The organism is Streptomyces sp. NPDC014801 (assembly GCF_043082085.1).
GTDB lineage: Bacteria > Actinomycetota > Actinomycetes > Streptomycetales > Streptomycetaceae > Streptomyces.
Map to the genome: position 1 here is coordinate 224,430 of NZ_JBIBXG010000003.1, position 19,477 is coordinate 243,906.

Genomic DNA, 19,477 nt, shown 5'->3' on the forward strand with positions numbered 1-19,477 from the left:
CAGGAGCCGGAATGGACCTGTACGAACACCAGGCAAGGCAACTCCTCGCGGACCACGGCGTGTTGGTGCCGAGGGCGGAGGTCACGGACTCGGCGGACCGAGCCCGCGAGCTCGCCCGCGCACTGGGCGGCCGCGTCGTCGTCAAGGCACAGGTGAAGACGGGCGGACGCGGCAAGGCCGGCGGGGTGGTGCTCGCCGCCGACCCGCCGGCCGCCGAACGGGCGGCGCGCCGCATCCTCGGCATGGACCTCAAGGGCCACACCGTCCGCACGGTCATGCTGGCCGAACCCGTCGGCATCGAGGAGGAGTTCTACGTCTCCTACGTCCTCGACCGCGCCGCGGGCGGCTTCCTCGCCATCGCCTCCGCCGAGGGCGGCATGGACATCGAGGAGGTCGCCGCGAGCCGCCCCGAGGCCGTGGCGCGCATCCCCGTGGACCCCGCCGAGGGCGTCACCCCGGCGAAGGCGGCCGCCATCGCCGCGGCGGCGGGACTTCCCCCGCAGACGGTGGACACCCTCGTACGGCTGTGGCAGGTGCTCGTCCGCGAGGACGCGCTGCTCGTCGAGGTCAACCCGCTCGTACGGACCACGGACGGCCGGATCGTCGCCCTCGACGGCAAAGTCACCCTGGACGACAACGCCCGCTTCCGCCACGCCCGTTGGGGAGCGGCCGACGGGGAGCACGACGACCCGCTGGAGGCGGCGGCCGCCGCCAAGGGCCTGCACTACGTCAGGCTCGACGGCGAGGTCGGAGTCATCGGCAACGGCGCCGGCCTGGTCATGTCGACCCTCGACGCGGTCGCCGGCTGCGGCGCCCGGCCCGCCGACTTCCTCGACATCGGCGGCGGGGCGTCCGCGACGGTCATGGCCGACGGACTGGACATCGTCCTGTCCGACCCGGCCGTCCGCGCCGTGCTCGTCAACGTCTTCGGCGGCATCACCGCCTGCGACGCGGTCGCCGACGGCATCCTCCAAGCCGTCGACCGCGTCCGGCTCACCAAGCCGCTCGTCGTGCGCCTCGACGGCAACAACGCGGCGCGCGGCCGGGCCCTCCTCGACGCGCGCGCCCACCCCCTCGTCCAGCAGGTCCCCACCATGGACGGCGCCGCCCGCCGCGCCGCCGACCTCGCCACCGCCGGCTGAAGGAGCCCCGCCATGGCCATCTACCTCACGCAGGACAGCAGGGTCCTCGTCCAGGGCATGACCGGCGGCGAGGGCATGCGGCACACCCGCCGCATGCTCGCCGCCGGCACCCACGTCGTCGGCGGCGTCAACCCGCGCAAGGCCGGCCGCACCGTCGACTTCGGCGACCACGCGGTCCCCGTCTTCGGCTCCGTCGCCGAGGGCGTCGCCGCCACCGGCGCCGACGTCACCGTCGTCTTCGTCCCGCCCGCCTTCGCCAAGGCGGCCGTCCTGGAGGCCGCCGACGCCGGCATCGGCCTCGCCGTCGTCATCACCGAGGGCATCCCGGTCCACGACACGGTCGCCTTCACCGCGTACGCGAGGAGCAGGGGCACGCGGATCATCGGCCCCAACTGTCCCGGCCTGATCACGCCCGGCCGGTCCACCGCGGGCATCATCCCCGCCGACATCGCCAAACCCGGCCGCATCGGCCTGGTCTCCAAGTCCGGCACGCTCACCTACCAGCTCATGCACGAACTGCGCGACACCGGCTTCTCCACCTGCGTCGGCATCGGCGGCGACCCCGTCGTCGGCACCACCCACATCGACTGCCTCGCCGCCTTCCAGGAGGACCCCGACACCGACCTGATCGTCCTCATCGGGGAGATCGGCGGCGACGCCGAGGAACGGGCCGCCGCCTACATCCGTGACCACGTCACCAAACCGGTCGTCGGCTACGTCGCCGGCTTCACCGCCCCCGAGGGCAGGACCATGGGCCACGCGGGTGCGATCGTCTCCGGCTCGACGGGGACGGCCGTAGCGAAGAAGCAGGCCCTGGAGGCGGCCGGGGTGCGGGTCGGCGACACCCCGACCCGCACGGCACAGCTCGTCCTGTCCGCGCTCGACGGAACGTCGTGAGGAGACCCCCATGACCGTGAGGGAGAGCCCCATGACCGTGAGGGAGACCCCATGACCATGACCCTGACCCTGAAGGCCGGGACCTCCTGGGCCGACGCCTGGCGGCGCTGCCTCGCCGCCGCCCCCGAGGCGTTCCGCGACGACCGCGTCCTCAACCTCTGGGACGCGGGCTGGCGGGCCGACGGCCGCGTCCTGCCCGCCACCAGCCCGGTCGACGGCACGCCCGTCGCCGGCCCGCCCCGCCTCGACGGGGACACCGCCCGCCGCGCCGTGCGCGCCGCGCTCGACCAGCACCGCGCCTGGCGCCACGTCCCGCTCGCCGAGCGGCGCGCCCGCGTCGCGGCCACCCTCGACGCGCTCGCCGCCCACCGCGATCTGCTGGCGCTGCTGCTCGTCTGGGAGATCGGCAAACCCTGGCGGGCGGCGCGGGCCGACGTGGACCGGGCGATCGACGGGGTGCGCTGGTACGCCGACGGCATCGAGCCGATGCTGGCCGGGCGGGCCCCGCTGGACGGGCCGGTGTCCAACATCGCCAGCTGGAACTACCCGATGAGCGTGCTGGTGCACGCCCTGCTCGTACAGGCCCTGGCGGGCAACGCGGTCGTCGCCAAGACCCCCACCGACGGCGGTGTCGCCTGCCTGACCCTCGCCTGCGCCCTCGCCGCCCGCGAGGGCGTGCCCGTCACCCTCGTCAGCGGCAGCGGGGGCGAGCTGTCCGAGGCGCTGGTGCGGGCGCCGGAGATCGGCTGCGTGTCCTTCGTCGGCGGCCGCGACACCGGCGCCGCGGTCGCCACGGCCGTAGCCGACCTCGGCAAGCGGCACGTGCTGGAACAGGAGGGGCTCAACACCTGGGGCGTCTGGGAGTACTCGGACTTCGCCGCGCTGGCGAGCGCCCTGCCGAAGCTCTTCGACTACGGCAAGCAGCGCTGCACCGCCTACCCGCGCTTCGTCGTGCAGCGCACGCTGTTCGACGCGTTCCTGGAGGCGTACCTGCCGGCCGTGCGGAGCCTGAGGTTCGGCCACCCGCTGGCCGTCGAGCAGCCCGACGACCCCTTCCCCACCCTCGACTTCGGCCCGCTGATCAACGCGGCCAAGGCGAAGGACCTCACCGACCAGGTGGCGCTCGCCGTCGACCGGGGCGCCGTGCCGCTCTACCGCGGCAGCCTGGCGGACGCCCGCCTCCTGCCCGGCCAGGACACCTCGGCGTACGTCCCCCCGGTCACGCTGCTGAACCCGCCCCCGTCCTCACCGCTCCACCACGCGGAACCCTTCGGCCCGGTCGACACGATCGTCCTGGTCGACACCGAGGCGGAGCTGCTGGCCGCCATGAACGCCTCCAACGGCGCCCTGGTGGCCACCCTGTCCACCGACGACCGGGCCACGTTCGACCGGCTGGCCCCGCAGATCCGCGCGTTCAAGGTCGGGCACGGCGTGCCCCGCTCGCGCGGTGACCGCGACGAACTGTTCGGCGGCTTCGGCGGCTCCTGGCGGGGCGCGTTCGTCGGCGGGGAACTGCTGGTACGAGCGGTGACGTGGGGCCCGGCGGGGGAGAGGCTGCCGGGCAACTTCCCGGAGTGCCGGCTGATGCCGTGAGGCGCGGACGGAGACGCGGACGGAGACGCGGCGGGTGAGGACTCAGTGGGCCTTGGCGATGATCTCGTCGGCCAGCCAGCGAGCGACCCCCTGTGGGTAGGGCCGGGGAAGGCTGAGCACGATGTGGTTCATCCCGGTGGCGACCAGCGCGGCGACCGTCTCGCGGGTCGCCGCCGGATCGTCGTACGAGACGAGCACCTGCACCGAGCGCTCGATCTCCCTCGGGTCGCGCCCGAGGGCCGCGCAGTGCGCGTCGAGGACGCGGGACCGCTCGGCGACGAACTCGACGCCGTGGTGCGGCGGTCCCGGGATGTTCCAGGCGTCGGCGTGCTCGGCCACCAGCCGCAGCAGCCGGGTGCCCCAGCCGCCGATCAGCAGCGGGGGTCCCGGCCGCTGCACGGGCTTGGGCTCGTTGCGGGTGCCCTTGAGCCGGTAGTGGCGGCCCTGGTAGTCGAAGACGTCCTCGGTCCACATCAGCTTCAGGATCTCGGCGGTCTCCGCGAGCCGGGCGATGCCCTCGGCGGGCGGGACCAGGTCGAGCCCGTACGCCGCGTACTCCGCGAGCGCCGGATTGGGTCCGGCGATCCCTCCCGCGCCGGGCGGCTGGTGGGTGCCGCCGACGCCGATCCCGAGGACGAGCCGGCCGCCGGAGATCACGTCCAGGGTGGAGGCCATCTTCCCGAGCAGGGCGGGCGGCCGTATCCGGTTGCTGGTCACCAGCAGCCCGAGGCGCAGCCGCCGGGTCTGCGCGGCGAGCGCGCTGAGCAGCGTCCAGCCCTCGTGGATCTGCCCGTCCGCGGGCCCCGCCACCGGCAGCAGGTGGTCCCACAGCCAGGCGTCCTCGATCTCGGGCACGGCGTCGGCCTCCAGCCAGACGCGGCGGATGTCCTCGTAGCTCACGTGCATGGGAGTGGTCTTGAGGCCGAAGCGCACAGGGTTCATGACGATCAGGCTAACCAATCATCAGCGATGCTGACAATCAGTTGCCCGAATGCAGCCGATAGAGTCATGGAATGCGTGGAACGGACCGCCCTCAGCCCCCGACGCCGCCGACGCCGCTCGAATCCCGGCTCGGCTACCTGCTCAAGCACGCCCAGGCCGCCTTCGCCCGCGCCTCCGCGGAGGCCCTCGCGCCCCACGGCGTGGACGGCCACGAACTGGCCGTCCTGGTCGTTCTCGCCGGCGACGAGCCGCTGTCCCAGGTGGAGGCGGCGGCCCGGCTCGGCGTCGACCGCACGACGATGGTGGCGCTGATCGACGGCCTGGAGGACCACGGCCTGGTACGGCGCCGCCGCAGCCCGCAGGACCGCCGCAAGAACATCGTCGAGCTGACCGAGGCCGGCCGGGAGCGCCTGCACGCCGCGGAAGAGGCCCGCCGGGCGGCCGAGCGCCGCTTCCTCGCCGCCCTGGACGAGGAGACTGCGGCCACCCTTGTCCACGCGCTGCGGACACTCGTCACGGGGGACGCGTCACCACCCGCACACACCCCGTGACCAGCGGCCCAGCCCCGCCCGCGCACCGCACCCCCGCACGGATACGCAGGTGAAACGCACCGCGAAACCTTGGTATGGTTGTCCTCGTCGCCGCGGGGAAGACCCCGGCCGGTCGACAGACACCTTGTCCGGGTGGCGGAATGGCAGACGCGCTAGCTTGAGGTGCTAGTGCCCTTTATCGGGCGTGGGGGTTCAAGTCCCCCCTCGGACACCAGCGAGACCCCTGCGATGCAGGGGTCTTCTTTTTTGCTCCCGCCCGGCTTCCGCCGTACCTCCGGGCCTACCCGGACCATCCTGCCGGGCCGCCTGCCGGTTCATGAGACGGGTCGGCGCGCATCACCCCTGCGAAAGCCGGCCGCCGCTGTCCGGGAGAATCGTCCCGGTGCACGCGAGATCCGGTCGCGCAGCTCCGTTCGGGCTGTCGGCGACGGCCTGTGCCGGGTGTGACGCCCACCGACGTGCCGCTGGAGCTCACCGAGGGAAGTGAACGTGGAGCAGTTTGCCGCAGGCAAAGTTCTGCGCAACAGGTACCGGCTGGACCGGATTCTGGGCAGAGGCGCGATGGGCCAGGTCTGGCAAGGGACGGATGTCTATCTGGACCGGCCAGTGGCGATCAAGACCGTTGCCGCGGATCTTCTGGCCCTGCCGGACTGGCGCCCCACCGCCCTGGCCCGCTTCGAGAGGGAGGCGAAGGCCGCTGCCCGTCTGGACCATGCCAACATCACCACCGTGTACGACGCCGCCGTCACCGAGGACGTCTGCTGCCTGGTGATGCAGCTCGTCGACGGGACGACGCTCGACAACGTCATCGACGGCGCCGACGGCGGGCGCCTGTCCGTTCCCGCGGCCGTCTCCGTGGCTGCGCAGATGTGTTCGGGACTGTCCGCCGCGCATGCGGCCGGCCTCGTGCACCGCGATCTCAAGCCCCAGAACGTGATGGTCAGCTCCAGCGGTCTGGTGAAGATCCTCGACTTCGGGCTGGTCAAGATCCTCTCGGACACCGACCCGCGGCTCACCATGACGGGTGAAACGCTCGGCAACGTGTCCTACGCGTCGCCCGAACTCCTGGCCGGTGAAAATCCGTTGGACGCTCGCAGCGACTTGTATGCGGTGGGGTGCCTGCTGCACCACATGCTCACGGGACGGCCGCCCTTCCATGGAAAGGTGCCCGCCGAGCTGGTGACCCAGCACCTCACGGCGTCCCCGCCCCGGCTGGCCGACTGCGGTACCGAGGCCCCGGCGGAACTTCAGGAATTGCTGCAAGCCTTGCTCGCCAAGCGTCCCGAGGACCGTCCCCGCGGTGCGGCGGAAGTGTACGTGGCGCTCGCCCCGTACCTGCCGGTTCCTGACGCGGCTCTCGCGATCCGCAGGATGCCGCCGGAGGATCCCCGGCGGCCGTTCCTCGTCCCCCATGGACCGGTCGTGCCGCGCTAGCCGGAGCGAGACGCGGCACGGTCCCGGGAGTCGCTCATGCCGCGACGGGCGGCCGAACCTTGATCAGTTCCTTGAGGAACGGGCTCGGCTCCCCGTGCCAGAAGATGTCCAGGCTGTCCCGTGCGCGCGTGGCCGCCACGAAGAGCAGGGAGCGGGAGCGCTGCATCTCCGCCCGGTGGCGTGCGGGGTCCGTGGCCCGCCGCTGCTGGACACTCGCATGGGGCACCAGTCCGTCGGTCACACCGGCAATGATCATGCGCTGGTATTCGAGTCCCTTGAACCGGAACATCGTGCCGACGTGCACGCCGCTGTCGCCGCGGGGCCCGTCCGGGCCGATCTCCAGCGCTCGGATGCCGTGCCGGCCCAGCGCAAAGACGACTTCACTCGCCATCTTGTTGCTCGGCACGGCGATCGCGATCTGCTCGTGGGGCACGTCGCCCCAGGACTCGATCAGCGCCGCGATCGCCTCCAGCTCGTCCTCCCAGTCGTCGAGCCGGTGAAGGTTCGGGACGGCGCCACTGAGCACGGACCGGTAACCGCCCAGAGTCTCCGTACTGCCGTCGAGGTCGTCGTACGTCTCCTCGCCGAGCAGGTTCAGCGCGGAGCGCAGGATCTGCCGGGTGGTGCGGTAGCTCAGCGACAGCTTCGAGGACCGGCCGCGGATGTTGATGCCGAGACTGCCGAGGGTCACCTGGTTCTTGTAGATGCGCTGGTGGGTGTCACCGACCAGGAAAAGGTCGTTCCGGTCGGGAGCGGTCATCGCACGGAGCATCTTCCAGTGCGCGGGCCGCAGGTCCTGAGCCTCGTCCACCACGATGTGCCGGTACCGGTAGCGCAGCCAGCCGCCGGAACCGTCGGCCATGTGGATGTTGTCGAGGCCGCCCGCTTCCTCTCGCTGACGGTCGATGGCCTGGATGCGCCGCGCCCGCTCCGTTTCGAGCTGGGCTGCGCGCTCCGCGATCTGATCCCAGGTCTGGACCTCGAGCCGGTCCAGGCGCTGCGTGAACCGCTCGGCGAGCTGCCAGATCTCAGCGCGTTCGGACCGGCTGACCGTGCGTCCCCGTCCGGCGCGGCGGGCCCGGAAGTAGTCCGTGCGGGACGTGACGGCCTGGCCGAGGATGACTTGCGTCCATTCGTCGTTCAGGAATTCCGCGTCCCAGCTGTCTTCACCGAGTTCGTCGAGGAGCGAGCGCCATTCGCGGACCGCCTGCGCCTCGTCGATGATCCGCTTGCGGTTGCCGGGCTCGGCCTCCCGGACGGTCCGCAGCGCGAGCTGGTCGACGTGGCTGATCTCGACGCGCGACAGCAAGGGCTCGCCTCCCAGGGCGAGAAGCCGTGACCGCAGATCCGCGGCGAGGTTCTTGTTGTACGTGGTCAGCAGGACCGGCTTGTTCCGGCCGGCCGGGAGCTGCTCGACCAGGTGCTTGACCCGGTGCAGTGCCACGATCGTCTTGCCGGTGCCGGGCCCGCCGCCCACGCGGGCCGGACCGCTGTAGTCCCGCGTGACGCGCTTGGCCTGCGTCGGGTGCAGGAACACCTTCCAGCGTCCGAAGTCCCCGCCCTCCAGTGCCTCGCGCAGCGCGTCGTCGGTCGTGGTGACGATGGTGGCGGGACGTTCCACGGCAGCCCGGAAGTCCTCGGTGTCCACAGGTTCCGGCGCCGCAACGGGAGCCGTGACCTGCTCCAGGACATCGTCGTACTCCTTGCCGTCGTACAGCGCCAGCAGCACCTCGCCGGTGAGCTGCGGCGCGTACTCGACGAGCCCGAGGAGCTGGTCCTCGGTGGTCAGCGCAGCGACGACAGGGATCAGCGAGGGTGCCACACCCAGGTCGGTGAGCTGCTGTTCCGACCACTTCTCGAACAGCGGCTGCGGACCGGCGGGCTCGGCCGGGTGAAGCGGCTCGGCCGGCGTGGAGGGCGTGTCCGTCCGCGGGGCTGGAGGACTGAGCACTTCCTCCTGCACGACCTGCAGGTCCACGTACTCGATGCCACCGGTGACGCGGTTGACCGAGTACGTGAGCCGGTCGAGGTGCGCGTACACGTCCTTGCGGTGCTTGACCGAGACGATCAGCCAGTCGTCGTCGGCCAGCCGCAGCAGCAACGCACGGTACTCGTCGTTGATGCGCGCCGAGTACAGCTTGTCGTGTCCCTGCAGCTGCTTGAGACGCAGTCCCGCGGAATCGGGGTTGGTCTTGAACTTGTGCTGGAAGTCGTAGATGGCGCCCTTGACCGGGCGGGGGAGCTTGAGGATCTCCCGGTCCGCCTTGTCGAGCAGGCGCAGCGTCACGTTCTTGCCGGTCACGGCTGTTCGTTCTCCCCGTTGTCCGTGGTGGTGCCGTCTGGCTGGGTACGACCTTCTCGCTCGCCGGAAGGTTGTGCTCCGCCGATTCGGTCCGCGATGTCGCGCGCAGTCCAGTCGGCTGCGGGGCGCACCTCCCAGCCCGCCGCGGCAAACGCTCGATCGCGGTCGGCGGCTTCCTGGTCCTCCGTCTGGCCCTCCGGCGGGCGCGGGGCGAGGACGACGCCGATGCGTGCGCCGGGCCACGCCAGTTCCGCCAGCCAGCCGTTCTCGTCGAGTTCGTAACCGTCCTCGGGGACCGGAAGGCCGCGTGCGGCGAGGGCCTCGGCCAGGGCGAGCAGGCCGGGCTCGTCCGGGTCGAGGTACTCGACGATCCGGGCCCACGCAGCGTCTCGTGCGGGTGGTGCCTGCCCGGCCGCGGACGCCTCCGCGGCGACCGATGGCGAGGGCGCGGTCGTCCCGGCATGGGCGGACTGGCCACGGGCCCTCACGGAGGCCACGGTCGCGGTGTCAGGGCCGGCGGTGGAACCGACCTCGATGCAGACGCTCTCCAGGACTCCACGGCCGCCGGTGATCGCCAGCGTCTCGACGATGAACCCGTCGAGGCGGCTGGTGGTGAGCTGGACGGCGTCACCGCCGCCGGCGTCCAGGAACTGCAGCACGTTCGACCAGTACAGCCACGCCCGCCAGCGACGCTTGTGCGCCTCCTCGTGGGTGTGGACGCCCGGCCCGTCGTCGAGAAGGACGATGCCGGTCCACGAGGGCGGTGTCGCCCGCCCGTCCGCCGCGAACACCAGCGGCAGTCCCGAGCGGTCGGTGACCGTGAACAGCTGCACGGGGCCACGGGGCCCCGAGGGTGTTCCACCGCGCAGCGCCAGCGTGATCTGCTCACCGAGCGCATCGGGCGGCAGCGGCACGGGGCGGACCCCGGCCCCCATGAAGCCCGCGAGGGCCGCCTCAGCACGCCCCTGCCAGCGCTTCGCGTCCGGCTGCCGCAGGTACTCCACGAGTTGCACAGCCGGATTGACCCAGACGGTCTCGGCGAGCTCACCGGGCAGGGCGCGCCACACCTTCTCGTAATAGCCGCGGGCCCGGGCGCGCGCCTGGTCCCCGTACGGCTCCCACACGGGATCAGCGGGGCCGGCACCCGCGTGCCCGATGTCGCGGATGCGGCGCTGCCACTCCTTCACGTCACCGTAAGTGAGCTGGAAGACGCGCAGCCCTTCCGCGCGCAGCCCAGTGCGCTTGTCGGCATCGTCGCCCACGCGGTTGTGCTCACGGCCGGCGTGGAACTCGTAACCATCCAGGTAGACGGCCACGCGGGGCCCCGGGGCGTCGACCCGTTCGAAGAGGACGTCGGGACGGGTTCCGTCGAGGACACGCTGCTGCGACACCCGCCAGCTCAGTGTGGTGCCGTCCGCCGCCGTCAGCCGCAGATCCAGTGCGTGGGTACCGGCCGGCGTTATGTACGCGTCGCCGCTGGCGTGGCTTTCCGGCAGGCCCGCCCACTCGCGCAGGGTGTCGATGAACAGTACTTCGAGATCGCTCTCGGCTTGCCTGTGCATCGGGATGTGCTGGGTGGTGGCGACGGGCGAGGTGTGCCAGCGCTCACCGTCCGCACCGAGCAACTCGTCCAGCATCTGCCGGACCTCGTTGCGGCTGACCTTGTCGTAGTCGGCCGGCGGCACGCGGCGCAGCAGGCAGCGGTGACAGCCGTCGAGCCCCTTCTCCAGGCACCCACAGCTCTCGATCACCTCACGGGCCTTGAGCAGCACCTCGCGGAAACCGTCGGAAGTCGCCAGACGGTGCAGGTAGCCGGTGCCGCCGGGCAGCCGGTCGTACACCACCAGGAACCGGCGCGGCCAGTCGCGGTCCTCGCCGTCCGGCATGGAGGCGGCGGTGATGTCGATGTGGTCGGGGTCGCCGCCGTAGCGGGCGGCTATGCCCGCGAACAGCGCGGCGGTGAAGGAGGCGAGCCGCTCCTTGGCCCGCGCGACGGACGCCGGCAGCAGGATGCGGACGGCCTCCGTCGTCAGCTCGTGCGCGAGAAGCAGTGGTACGTCGAGTCCGGCGCCCTGCTCCTCCCCACTGCCGTGCAGCCGGCGGCGCGGGCACCACAGCTGATGGTGGGCGCTGGCACGCGTGGAGCGGGCCAGGGACGCGGTGAGCGCGTGCTGTGACTGGTCGACGACCGGCCGCCCGTCGGCTGTCGCGCCACCGCAGATGGTGCACACGTAGAACGGGTTCAGCCGCACGTCGTCCCCGGCCAGCGGAACCGTGCTGCTGCCGTCCTGCCGGTCGATCCCGAGGTTCAGGGTGCGGATGACGGCCTTGCGTGTGAAGTCGGCGCCGAAGACCGCGGTGTCGTGCCGCCACGAACCGGCTGCCAGGTGCGCCGGGTCGATGTCGACGGTGGTGAGGACCGCGTACCGCTTCTGGTCCCGTTCGTCACGGTCGTCCCGCACCCGTGCGTCGTCCCGCTTGTCCCGTGACATCACGCGCCGGGGCTCGAGCACGTGGTGCACGCAGCCTGCGTCGGCGATCTCCCGTGACCCGCACCGCGGGCACGGCGAGGTGTCGTTCTTCGGGTCGCCGTGCGTCCGCGCGTAACCGCAGGCCGGGCACATCCGCCAGACTGCCCAGGCACGCCGCTCCGGGCTGCCGATGTCGAGGGCGCGCACGACGTGCCGATAGCCGTTGACGTAGAAGCTGTTGCCGGGCGCGAGTTCGGTCAAGGCCAGTTTGCGGGACCGCTCATAGTCCCGGACCTCGTTGCGGTACACCCAGTCCCGACGCCCCTCGTCGCCTTCCGGATCCTCCGAGCCCTCCTCGTCGCCGGTGGGCTCCTTCCAGTAGAGCGTGGCCTCCAGGGAAGTGGTCGTGTCGGTGAGGCTGTAGTTGGGCAGCAACCCCAGTTCGACGAGGGCCCCGTGGGCACTCGTCTGGCTGATCGCGCGCAGCAGTTCGCCGGTGGCGCGGCGTTCCGCGAGCAGCTCACGCCGCTCGGCGCCCTGTTCACGGTCCTCGACGAGCAGGCCGTCCATCGCGGTGTCGATGGCCGCGATCCGGCGGCGCAACTCCTCACGGCGCGCGGTCCACTCCTCCTCGGCCTCTTGCAGGGCCCGCGCGATCCCGCCGGTGGCGTACGCGCGCAGTTCGTCCGCGGCGTGCTGGGACACCCCCCGGTCGTCGTCCGCCCCGCCGGATGCCTGCGGGAACAGCGCCAGGAACTCCTCCACCAGCCGGGCCCCATGAGTGAGCGCCGCGTCCGACAGGTCCTGGCACCAGCCGGTGGTGCCGAACAAGGCCGACGACAGGCGCGGCACCGGCATGAGCGGCTCGCCGTCCGCGGTGGTCAGCTCGCCGCGCGCCGCCCGGTCCAGCAGATGCGCTGTGTACTGGCGGCGCAGGATCTCGACGGCCGACAGGTAGCAGCCCGGCGGAACGATGTCACCGGCGATCATCTCGGTCGGGTCGTCCAGGTAGTACCGGTCACGGGCCCGGCGTCCGCCGAAGGCGACCACCAGGGCGTTGCCGGTCCGGCGTCCGGCCCGCCCGGCACGCTGCACGTAGTTCGCAGGTCCTCCCGGCAGCGAGCCGAGCAGCACCGCCGAGAGGTCTCCGATGTCGATGCCCAGTTCCAGGGTGGGCGTGCAGGACAGCACGTTGGGGTCGGTGTAGTGGGTGCCCTGCCGGAACGTCCGTTCCACGCGCTCCCGTTCGGGCCGGGTCAGCATGCCGGTGTGCTCGGCCGTGACGACGCGGTAGGTGCCCCCGGTCAGGTACAGACGGCGGTAGTAGTCGGCCCGGTAGTCGCGCTCGAGCTTCCTGCCGAAGCCACCGCTGCCGGCTCCGGTCGACGACATGCCGTTCTGCGGCGGCGTGAGCGTGCCGGTGCAGCGCCAGCGCGGACAGGGGTGCCCGTACCATCGGGTGCGCCGCTCGGGCGGCACCACCTGTTGCCAGCCGCACTCCTCGCAGGACACGAACGCCTTGTTGACCAGGTCGTCCGCCAGCAACCTGACGTGGACGTGGCCCGGCTGCAGCCCGTAGACACGGGTCGTGCGGTCCTTGGCGGTGCGCACCGACAGCACGCCCTCGTCCGCTAGTACCGGCAGCAGCCTGCGCAGGTATTCGGTCGCCTGGGGCGTGTCCAGCCCGAGGCAGCGCCGCGTCCAGTCCTGGTACCAGTTGTTCTTACCGGTGATCGTGTCGAACTTCGTCTTCTCCTTGGGCCCGTCGAGCAGGAACCTCGGCGGCGCGACGCGTCCCTCGGGGAAAGCGGGCATGCCTTCGGGCCGCCGGCCGGAGATCAGGTACTGGTTGACGCCCGCTTCCCTGATCCAGGTGTCCAGCCACCGGTGCCGCACGCCGCCGCGCAGCCGCAGCCGCTCCAGCAGCCCGCGCACGAACGCCATGTACCGCTCGGGCGTGGGCAGCCCGCCGTCGAGTCCCAGTTGCCCGGGCAGGGTGAGGTGGAGGTCACGGGCGAGTGCGACGATCCGGTCCGGGTCGTCGACCACCACCTCCGCGGCCGTGGTCCGTGTCAGCTCCAGGGTGCGCCCGAGCCGGGAGCGCAGCCCGAACTCCATGACGGTCGCGAACGCCAGCCGTTCACCGATCAGTTTCCAGGTCCGCGCGTCCCCGGTGCCGCGCCCCGACAGGAGCCGGTCCACGCCCGGTTCGTCATGCAGGTCCGGCGGGACGACCGCGGCGAGTGTCTGCGGGTCGTCCACCGAGTCCAGGACGTCGCCGATGAGGTCGTTGAGGGGGAGCGGTGCACCGGAGTCGTCCAGCTGGTGCGCCAGCAGGGAGCGCAGCGAGAACTTGTACGAGGCGTTCGCGACGTACCCGGCTCGGTGCGCCGCGTCCTGCGTGGAGTCGTTGAACAGCAGCGTCTTGCGTTCCTCCGGCGCCAGAGCGATCTCGTGGCCGCCGGTGAACAGCTGGGTGACGGCGGCGGAGGCCAGCGCGGCGAGCGCGGTGCCGAGGAACCTGATGCCGTTGTCCGTGTTGCAGGCCGGGCAGGTGTCGTCCTTGGCGGCCTGGTCGGCGGTCTTCTTGTCGAGAATGGCCCGCGCGAACCAGGCGTCCTGCAGCCCCTCCCCGTCCTCGGCGACGGGCAGGCGGTAGGTTCCCTGCGCCCCGTCCAGCACCACCACGGTCTGCGGGTCGACGCCGCCCGCCTGCTTCGGCCCGGTGCCGGTCAGCGCCGCCAGAGCGTCCCGCGCCTCGGCCGGCGTCGCCGAGATGAAGTACCGCAGCCGCCGCTTGTCCCGTCCGACGGACGCCGACCAGATCTTCGTCGGGCTGGTCTCCAGCTTCTGCGGATCGGCCTCCGGGGACAGAGCCGCCCAGCCCGACCGGCCGCACACACGGCAGTAGACGGCGGGCAGATGGGCCTGCGCCGGACGCTGCACGGTGTCCGAACCAGGCAGCGCCTCCGGCCGCCGGGAGTCCGAGGTCGGCCACTCGTCGCTGTCGGACAGTTCCTCCGACGCCGACGCCGCGGTGAGCGCGGAACGCCGCGCGGCGGCGCGCTCGTCCTCGTACCAGCGGAACTCCGGACGGCCGCTCACCCCGCTGAGCACACGCCCCACCGGCCGCACCCACAGATGCGCCTCGATGTGCAGCAGCGGACGCGGCCGGCGCTCGTCGGACTTCGGGTCCCGCGCGGACGACAGCAGCGCCACGAACCGCGACAGCGCCTCCAGCGCGAGCCGCGGGTTCTCCCGCGCGGTGCGTGCCCACGCGTAGCCGAAGCGGGCCATCCGGTCCCGCAGCCCCCACTCGTCGAGCGGCTCCCCGTTCAGCAGCGCGAGGACGCCGTGGGTGAAGTCGTGCTTCTTCAGCAGCTGCCCGATCTGGAAGGCGTCCAGGCCGCGCCGCCCGAGCAGCCGCTCCGCGAGCCCGTCCAGGTCGAGGCGGTCCGGGTCGGACTCCACGCCCGGCCCGCCCGAGACCTCGATGACCTCCTTGGGGCCGGGAGGCTCAGGCAGCTCGTAGTCGATGTCTCCGACGAATTCGTCGGCGCTCAGCCGCTCCTCACCGATCACCGAGTCAGGTCCGAACGGCACGCCGAACACCTGCTCGGCGACGGCGAGGATCCCACCGGAGTCGCCGCCACCTTCACCGAGGGTCGCCGAGGTCGCCACCGGGCAGATCGAACCGAGCGGGCGCTCCGGCTTCGAGGCTCCCACGGCCGCCGCCAGGCGCCGCAGCAGCATCGCCACGTCGGTGCCCTGCGCGCCGTCGTAGGTGTGGAACTCGTCCAGCACCACGTACGCCGGGTCCGCGCCCTCCCACAGCGGCCGGTCCTCCGCCCGCTGCAGCAGCAGGTCCAGCATCTTGTAGTTGGTGATCAGCACGTCCGGCGGTGCCTGGCGCATCTCCTCGCGGCGCGTCATCACCCGCCGGAAGTCCGTGTCTGGCTTGTCCCCGATGTAGAGACCGGCCGTCACCTGCGCCAGCTCCGGCTGCGCCAGGTAGTCGCCGATACGGCCCGCCTGGTCGGTGGCGAGCGCGTTCATCGGGTACAGCAGCACGGCCTTCACCCCGCGCCGGCCCAGCGCCTTCTGCCGGCGGCAGTGGTCCAGCACGGGAATCAGGAACGACTCCGTCTTGCCGGACCCGGTGCCGGTCGTCACGAGCGTCGGCTCGGCCGCCCTTTTGTACGTGCTCAGCCGCTCCCACGCCTTCGCCTGGTGCCGCCACGGCGTGAACGACGGCTGCCACTCCAGCGCCGACTGCCACCCGTCGTCGGCGGGATGGAACGGAGTCCTGATCCGCAGGTACGGCCCTCGGAAGATCCCCGTCTCCGGGTCCCCGAGGAACCGCTCCAGCGCGCGCCGCGTGTCCTCGTCGGCCAGCGCGTACGTCGTCGTGAGGTACTGCGTCAGACTCTCGCGGAGCTGCGCGGCGGCCAGGGTGGGCTTCACGAGGACCTTTCGGGCAGGACGGCTTCCAAGACCGCCGGGCGCACACCGCCGTGACTGTCGGCGAGAGTGGCGTGACGATCAGCATCAAAAATACCGCTCACCTCCGACAACGGGAGCCGCCCCGGCATATTCAGGTCCCGGCCGCGCGCTGCGCACATGCCCGGTAGGGGCTACATGTCCGTAGACGGGCTCGCCCGGCCCCCGCTTGAGTTCCTCCTTGGCGTCCCTGATACGCCCGGTGTCCTTGTCCAGGAGCTTCGAGGGCACCTTCCACCGCGGACGCACCTGCGGAAAGGCGTCCGGAAACAGCAGCAACCAACTCTCGCTCTCCCAGGCAGCGAGCGCGAGAGCCGTGCGAAACCCCGGTCACTGGCGGGCCAGTTCACCGGCGAGCGCCTTGCGGATCCGGTCGTAGCCGGCATCCGCATACCCGCCCAGGTCCTCGTGGACGACGAAGCCGAGCAGGGCGGCGCGCTCCTTTGAGGGCCTTCGCACGGGCCTTCCCGGCCAGGGTCTTCACGGCGGCGGCCAGCTCCGCGCCGGTGTTCGCGCATTCGGCGTGCTCATTCCGCCGGGAGCAGGCACGTGCCCAAGATTGCCCACACGGTCTTGCCGGGACCGCCACGGCGGTCCCTGACGCCCCAGTCGTCGGCCAGGGCGGTGACGAGGAGGAGTCCGCGGCCCGATTCGGTGACGGGGTCCGCGGACGGGAGGACGGTGGGTCGGCGCTCGCCGCGGGTGTCCGACACCTCCAGCCGCAGTTCACCGCTTGCCTCGCTGGTCAGCCGGACGTGGAAGTCCCGGCCGGGGACCCGGCCGTGCCGTACGGCGTTGGCGCACAGTTCGGCGCTGATCAGGGTCAGCCTCTCGTTGACATCGCCGTCGTACGGGTGGCCCCAGGAGTCCAGGCAGTGCGAGACGAACAGCCGGGCCAGGCGCGCGCCACGCGGCGTGGAGGTGAAGGACATGGCGAATTCCGTTGTGGTCGCGGGGGCGGCGGGCGGGTAGTACCGGGACGAGTAAGCGCACATGCCGTCAGCGTCCCGACTGTGATCGGTGTGTCACCAGAGGTGACGTCTGTACGGCGGGCTGCTGTACGCGACGGGGCGAGCCCGTACACGGTCCGGGGAAGGGGGCCTCAAGTGGCGGGACAGGCACGGCCCGTGTCCCTATTGTGAGCGGTCGGCCCTCGTACGGCCGGATTCTGTACGAGCGCCCTGGCCCAAGGTGCCGGGTGGTGAACGGAGACGGGATGTACCACGTTGCAGGGGGACGGGTATGACGACGACCACGTCATCGGACGGGACACCGGAGCCGCAGCCGGACGGTGATGGCGGCACGTCAGGGGAGCCGGCGGGCCAGGGCGGGGACGCGAGCGGCAACCAGACGTCCCAAACCGCGGACTCGTCTCAGCAGGGCGACGCCGACCCGGGGAGCGCACGCCGTGAGGGCTTCTGGGCGAGAGCCTGGGCGGCGATCGCCGAAGCTCTCGGCTTGACCTCCGGCGGTTCCTGGCGCAGGAGGGCGGTGGTGGTGCTGGCGGTGGCGTCGATCTCGCTCGTGGCTGCCTTCCGGGACGTACTGATCGACTACTTCATGACCAAGCCGAACGTGACCAGAGAGAACGACGCCAACACGGAGTACGACGCCTCCAAGCTTCCGTTCACGGTGTCCGTCCAGCCCGAGAAGGGCGACCCCCGTCAACAATGGGTGATGGTTCTCGATCGGGAGCTGACTGCGGCCGAGACACGGAAACTGACGTCCAGCCATGACAGCTCCGTCACCTTCGCATATCTGAAGTCCCTGGGCGGCCGTCTGCTCGAGTACCCGTCCGTGCTGGAACACGCCCCGAAGCAGTACACGCAGCACATGTCGACCGGCCGCACGGAACTTTCCGACACGTTCAAGATGACCGTGCTGAGTACCCGGGCTGCCGCGGTGGTCATCGACAACTGGAAGGTCACCGACGTCGTGTGCCGCAAGAGCACCGCGCAGACGGTCGTCGCCTATCCACCGCAGGGCGGCGCCGTCTACCAGGGCATCCAGCTCCATGTTCCCTCCCATGCCGATGAGCCGGTGCTGACCGACGACACCGAGGGACAGGGCGAGCCCTACTTCGACACCCACTACATCGAGGTCGGAGGCGGTCAGCCCTCGGGCGGACTCAGGGTGGAGGCGATCGCGCCCCGGGGACAGTCGTGCGAGTGGGGCGTCGAGGTCCACTACGTCGACGCCTACCAGAAGGCGCAGTGGCTCCAGCTGAAGGACCGAAAGGGGCAGCCGCTGCGTCTCCGCACGGAGTCCGTTCCGCTGCGCCCACGGCAGGAGTGGTTCTTCGGTTCCACCCCCTGGACGCCGTGTCACCTGAAGCCGAAGGAGCCGGCATGCGACCTGCTGTAGTCGACAAGGCCGTGGCCCTCGTCGTCCTGGCACTCCTGTGTGTCCAGGCGTGCAGCGCGCAACCGGCCAAGGACAAACCCGACTCCCGGCCTTCCACCCCGTCGGCGCCCTACCTGGGCAACCGCGCCTACGCCGTCCCGGACAGCCCGTTCACCCGCAAGAACACGGTCGTCACGGCCACATGCGGGATGGGCTCACGCTGGGCCAGCGTCTCGGTCCAGGCATGGGATCCCGAGACGTGGCAGAAGCGCGCGGAGCGGACGTTCCCCATCCCGAGCGATGCCGCGTTCTCCAACTACGAGGGCGTGAAGGCGGTCAACAGCCCCCTCGTGGAATTCTGCGGAGTGGGCCCGTACAACCCCTCCCCCTACGGCGTGGCCACCTCGGAGTACGTGACTCCCCGGGTCCGCGCCCTCTTCGACCTCGCGTTCACGCGCATGGCGGTGGTCCTCCGCGACCCCCACGACAAGAAGGTCACCCACGTGGGTTACGTGGTCAGCGGTGCCAACCTGGAGGAAGTCGTGCGCCTGGGAGGCGCCGCAGGCGATGTCGAGCAGAACGCGGTGATGGCGCCGGACGGGCGCAGCGTGTGGTTCACGTACACGGCCCCCGACGGCAAGCGGAGGATCGGTTCCCGGTCGGCTGACGGCGACCACCACCTGACGGACGAGGGGCCGGCCGCGGGACTCGGCTTGCCCCTGACCGTCACGGGCAAGCCGGCGCGCGCCGTCCAGGCGAACATGGTGCACCTCGCGCCGAGCGGCCGTCGGCTCACGGCCACCGCACCCAAGGTCTTCGGAACCGTCTTCGACACCTGGAACTCTTCGGGGCCGCTCACCAGGACCTCGGCGCACGGGGCGGTGCTGCTCAGCGGATGCCTCGGCGTCGTGGGCTGGGTCGGTGACGAACGGGTGCTGTGCCGGACGTCTTCCGGCGCTTTCCGAACCATGGACGCACGCACCGGCCGCGCCGTGGGCGCCCCTGTCAACGTGGTCGGGCCGCAGGACGGGATGGTCGCGGAAGGGATGCTGGTGTCGCCGGACGGGAAGAGGTTCATCGTCTCCGTCCACCCGCCCAACGCCCAGCAGAACGACGACGACTACGCATACGAGGACCCCGGCTTCAGGGTGGTGCCGATCACTCCGGGAGGATCGTCGACCCCCATCTCCAACCCCTTCCTGGACCGGCGCACGGTTTTCGTGAGCTGGTCATAGGGTTGGGTGCGGCTTCGGCGCCAGCGCCGTCGCGGTGGCCGTGCTGGTGGCGGGCGCTCGGGTCTGG

12 protein-coding genes and 1 tRNA gene are annotated in these 19,477 nt (G+C 71.4%); 8 read left to right on the forward strand and 5 right to left on the reverse strand.

Annotated elements, in window-relative coordinates; genetic code table 11:
* The first annotated feature begins 11 nt into the window (after positions 1-11).
* The 3 genes from sucC to ACF1AL_RS07750 are packed head-to-tail and all read left to right on the forward strand — an operon-like array spanning position 12 to position 3,632.
* Entirely contained in the window at positions 12-1,142 is a 1,131-nt protein-coding gene (gene sucC / locus ACF1AL_RS07740; protein ID WP_391825545.1) for an ADP-forming succinate--CoA ligase subunit beta, read from the forward strand.
* A gap of 12 nt (positions 1,143-1,154) precedes the next feature.
* Positions 1,155-2,039, forward strand: a complete 885-nt coding sequence (sucD, locus tag ACF1AL_RS07745; protein ID WP_391825546.1) for a succinate--CoA ligase subunit alpha — start codon at positions 1,155-1,157, stop codon at positions 2,037-2,039.
* 51 nt (positions 2,040-2,090) lie between these two features.
* Positions 2,091-3,632: an aldehyde dehydrogenase family protein gene (locus ACF1AL_RS07750; protein ID WP_391825547.1), complete on the forward strand. Its 1,542-nt coding sequence runs from the start codon at positions 2,091-2,093 to the stop codon at positions 3,630-3,632.
* Positions 3,633-3,674: 42 nt separating this feature from the next.
* Here ACF1AL_RS07750 and ACF1AL_RS07755 read toward each other — a convergent pair whose 3' ends face one another.
* Positions 3,675-4,574 carry an LLM class flavin-dependent oxidoreductase gene (locus ACF1AL_RS07755; protein ID WP_391695473.1) on the reverse strand — a complete coding sequence of 300 codons (900 nt, stop codon included), beginning with the start codon at positions 4,572-4,574 and terminating at the stop codon, positions 3,675-3,677.
* A 71-nt stretch (positions 4,575-4,645) separates the two neighbouring features.
* Here ACF1AL_RS07755 and ACF1AL_RS07760 point away from each other — a divergent pair, with 71 nt between their 5' ends.
* The 3 genes from ACF1AL_RS07760 to ACF1AL_RS07770 all read left to right on the forward strand — a co-directional run bounded on the left by ACF1AL_RS07760 (position 4,646) and on the right by ACF1AL_RS07770 (position 6,559).
* Complete coding sequence (locus ACF1AL_RS07760; RefSeq protein WP_391695476.1) at positions 4,646-5,125, forward strand: MarR family winged helix-turn-helix transcriptional regulator; 480 nt, start codon at positions 4,646-4,648, stop codon at positions 5,123-5,125.
* A gap of 126 nt (positions 5,126-5,251) precedes the next feature.
* A tRNA-Leu gene (locus tag ACF1AL_RS07765) sits at positions 5,252-5,339 on the forward strand.
* Between the two features lie 275 nt (positions 5,340-5,614).
* Positions 5,615-6,559, forward strand: a complete 945-nt coding sequence (locus tag ACF1AL_RS07770; protein ID WP_391825548.1) for a serine/threonine-protein kinase — start codon at positions 5,615-5,617, stop codon at positions 6,557-6,559.
* A 34-nt stretch (positions 6,560-6,593) separates the two neighbouring features.
* Here the strand turns inward: ACF1AL_RS07770 and ACF1AL_RS07775 are convergent, their stop codons facing one another.
* The 4 genes from ACF1AL_RS07775 to ACF1AL_RS07790 form a co-directional block, all read right to left on the reverse strand.
* A complete protein-coding gene (locus ACF1AL_RS07775; RefSeq protein ID WP_391825549.1) occupies positions 6,594-8,861 on the reverse strand; it encodes a UvrD-helicase domain-containing protein in 2,268 nt (755 codons plus the stop codon).
* Positions 8,858-15,796 (reverse strand): DEAD/DEAH box helicase, encoded by a 6,939-nt coding sequence (locus ACF1AL_RS07780; RefSeq protein ID WP_391825550.1) that lies wholly within the window; start codon positions 15,794-15,796, stop codon positions 8,858-8,860. The genes ACF1AL_RS07775 and ACF1AL_RS07780 overlap by 4 nt, the downstream gene beginning before the upstream one ends.
* 366 nt (positions 15,797-16,162) lie before the next feature.
* Positions 16,163-16,291, reverse strand: a complete 129-nt coding sequence (locus tag ACF1AL_RS07785; protein ID WP_391825551.1) for a hypothetical protein — start codon at positions 16,289-16,291, stop codon at positions 16,163-16,165.
* A gap of 68 nt (positions 16,292-16,359) precedes the next feature.
* Positions 16,360-16,827 (reverse strand): ATP-binding protein, encoded by a 468-nt coding sequence (locus tag ACF1AL_RS07790; protein ID WP_391825552.1) that lies wholly within the window; start codon positions 16,825-16,827, stop codon positions 16,360-16,362.
* 463 nt (positions 16,828-17,290) lie between these two features.
* On the opposite strand from ACF1AL_RS07790, the gene ACF1AL_RS07795 reads away from it, so the two are divergent.
* Positions 17,291-18,196 (forward strand): hypothetical protein, encoded by a 906-nt coding sequence (locus ACF1AL_RS07795; RefSeq protein ID WP_391825553.1) that lies wholly within the window; start codon positions 17,291-17,293, stop codon positions 18,194-18,196.
* Entirely contained in the window at positions 18,181-19,410 is a 1,230-nt protein-coding gene (locus ACF1AL_RS07800; RefSeq protein ID WP_391825554.1) for a hypothetical protein, read from the forward strand. Before ACF1AL_RS07795 ends, ACF1AL_RS07800 begins: the two co-directional genes overlap by 16 nt.
* Positions 19,411-19,477: the final 67 nt, after the last annotated feature.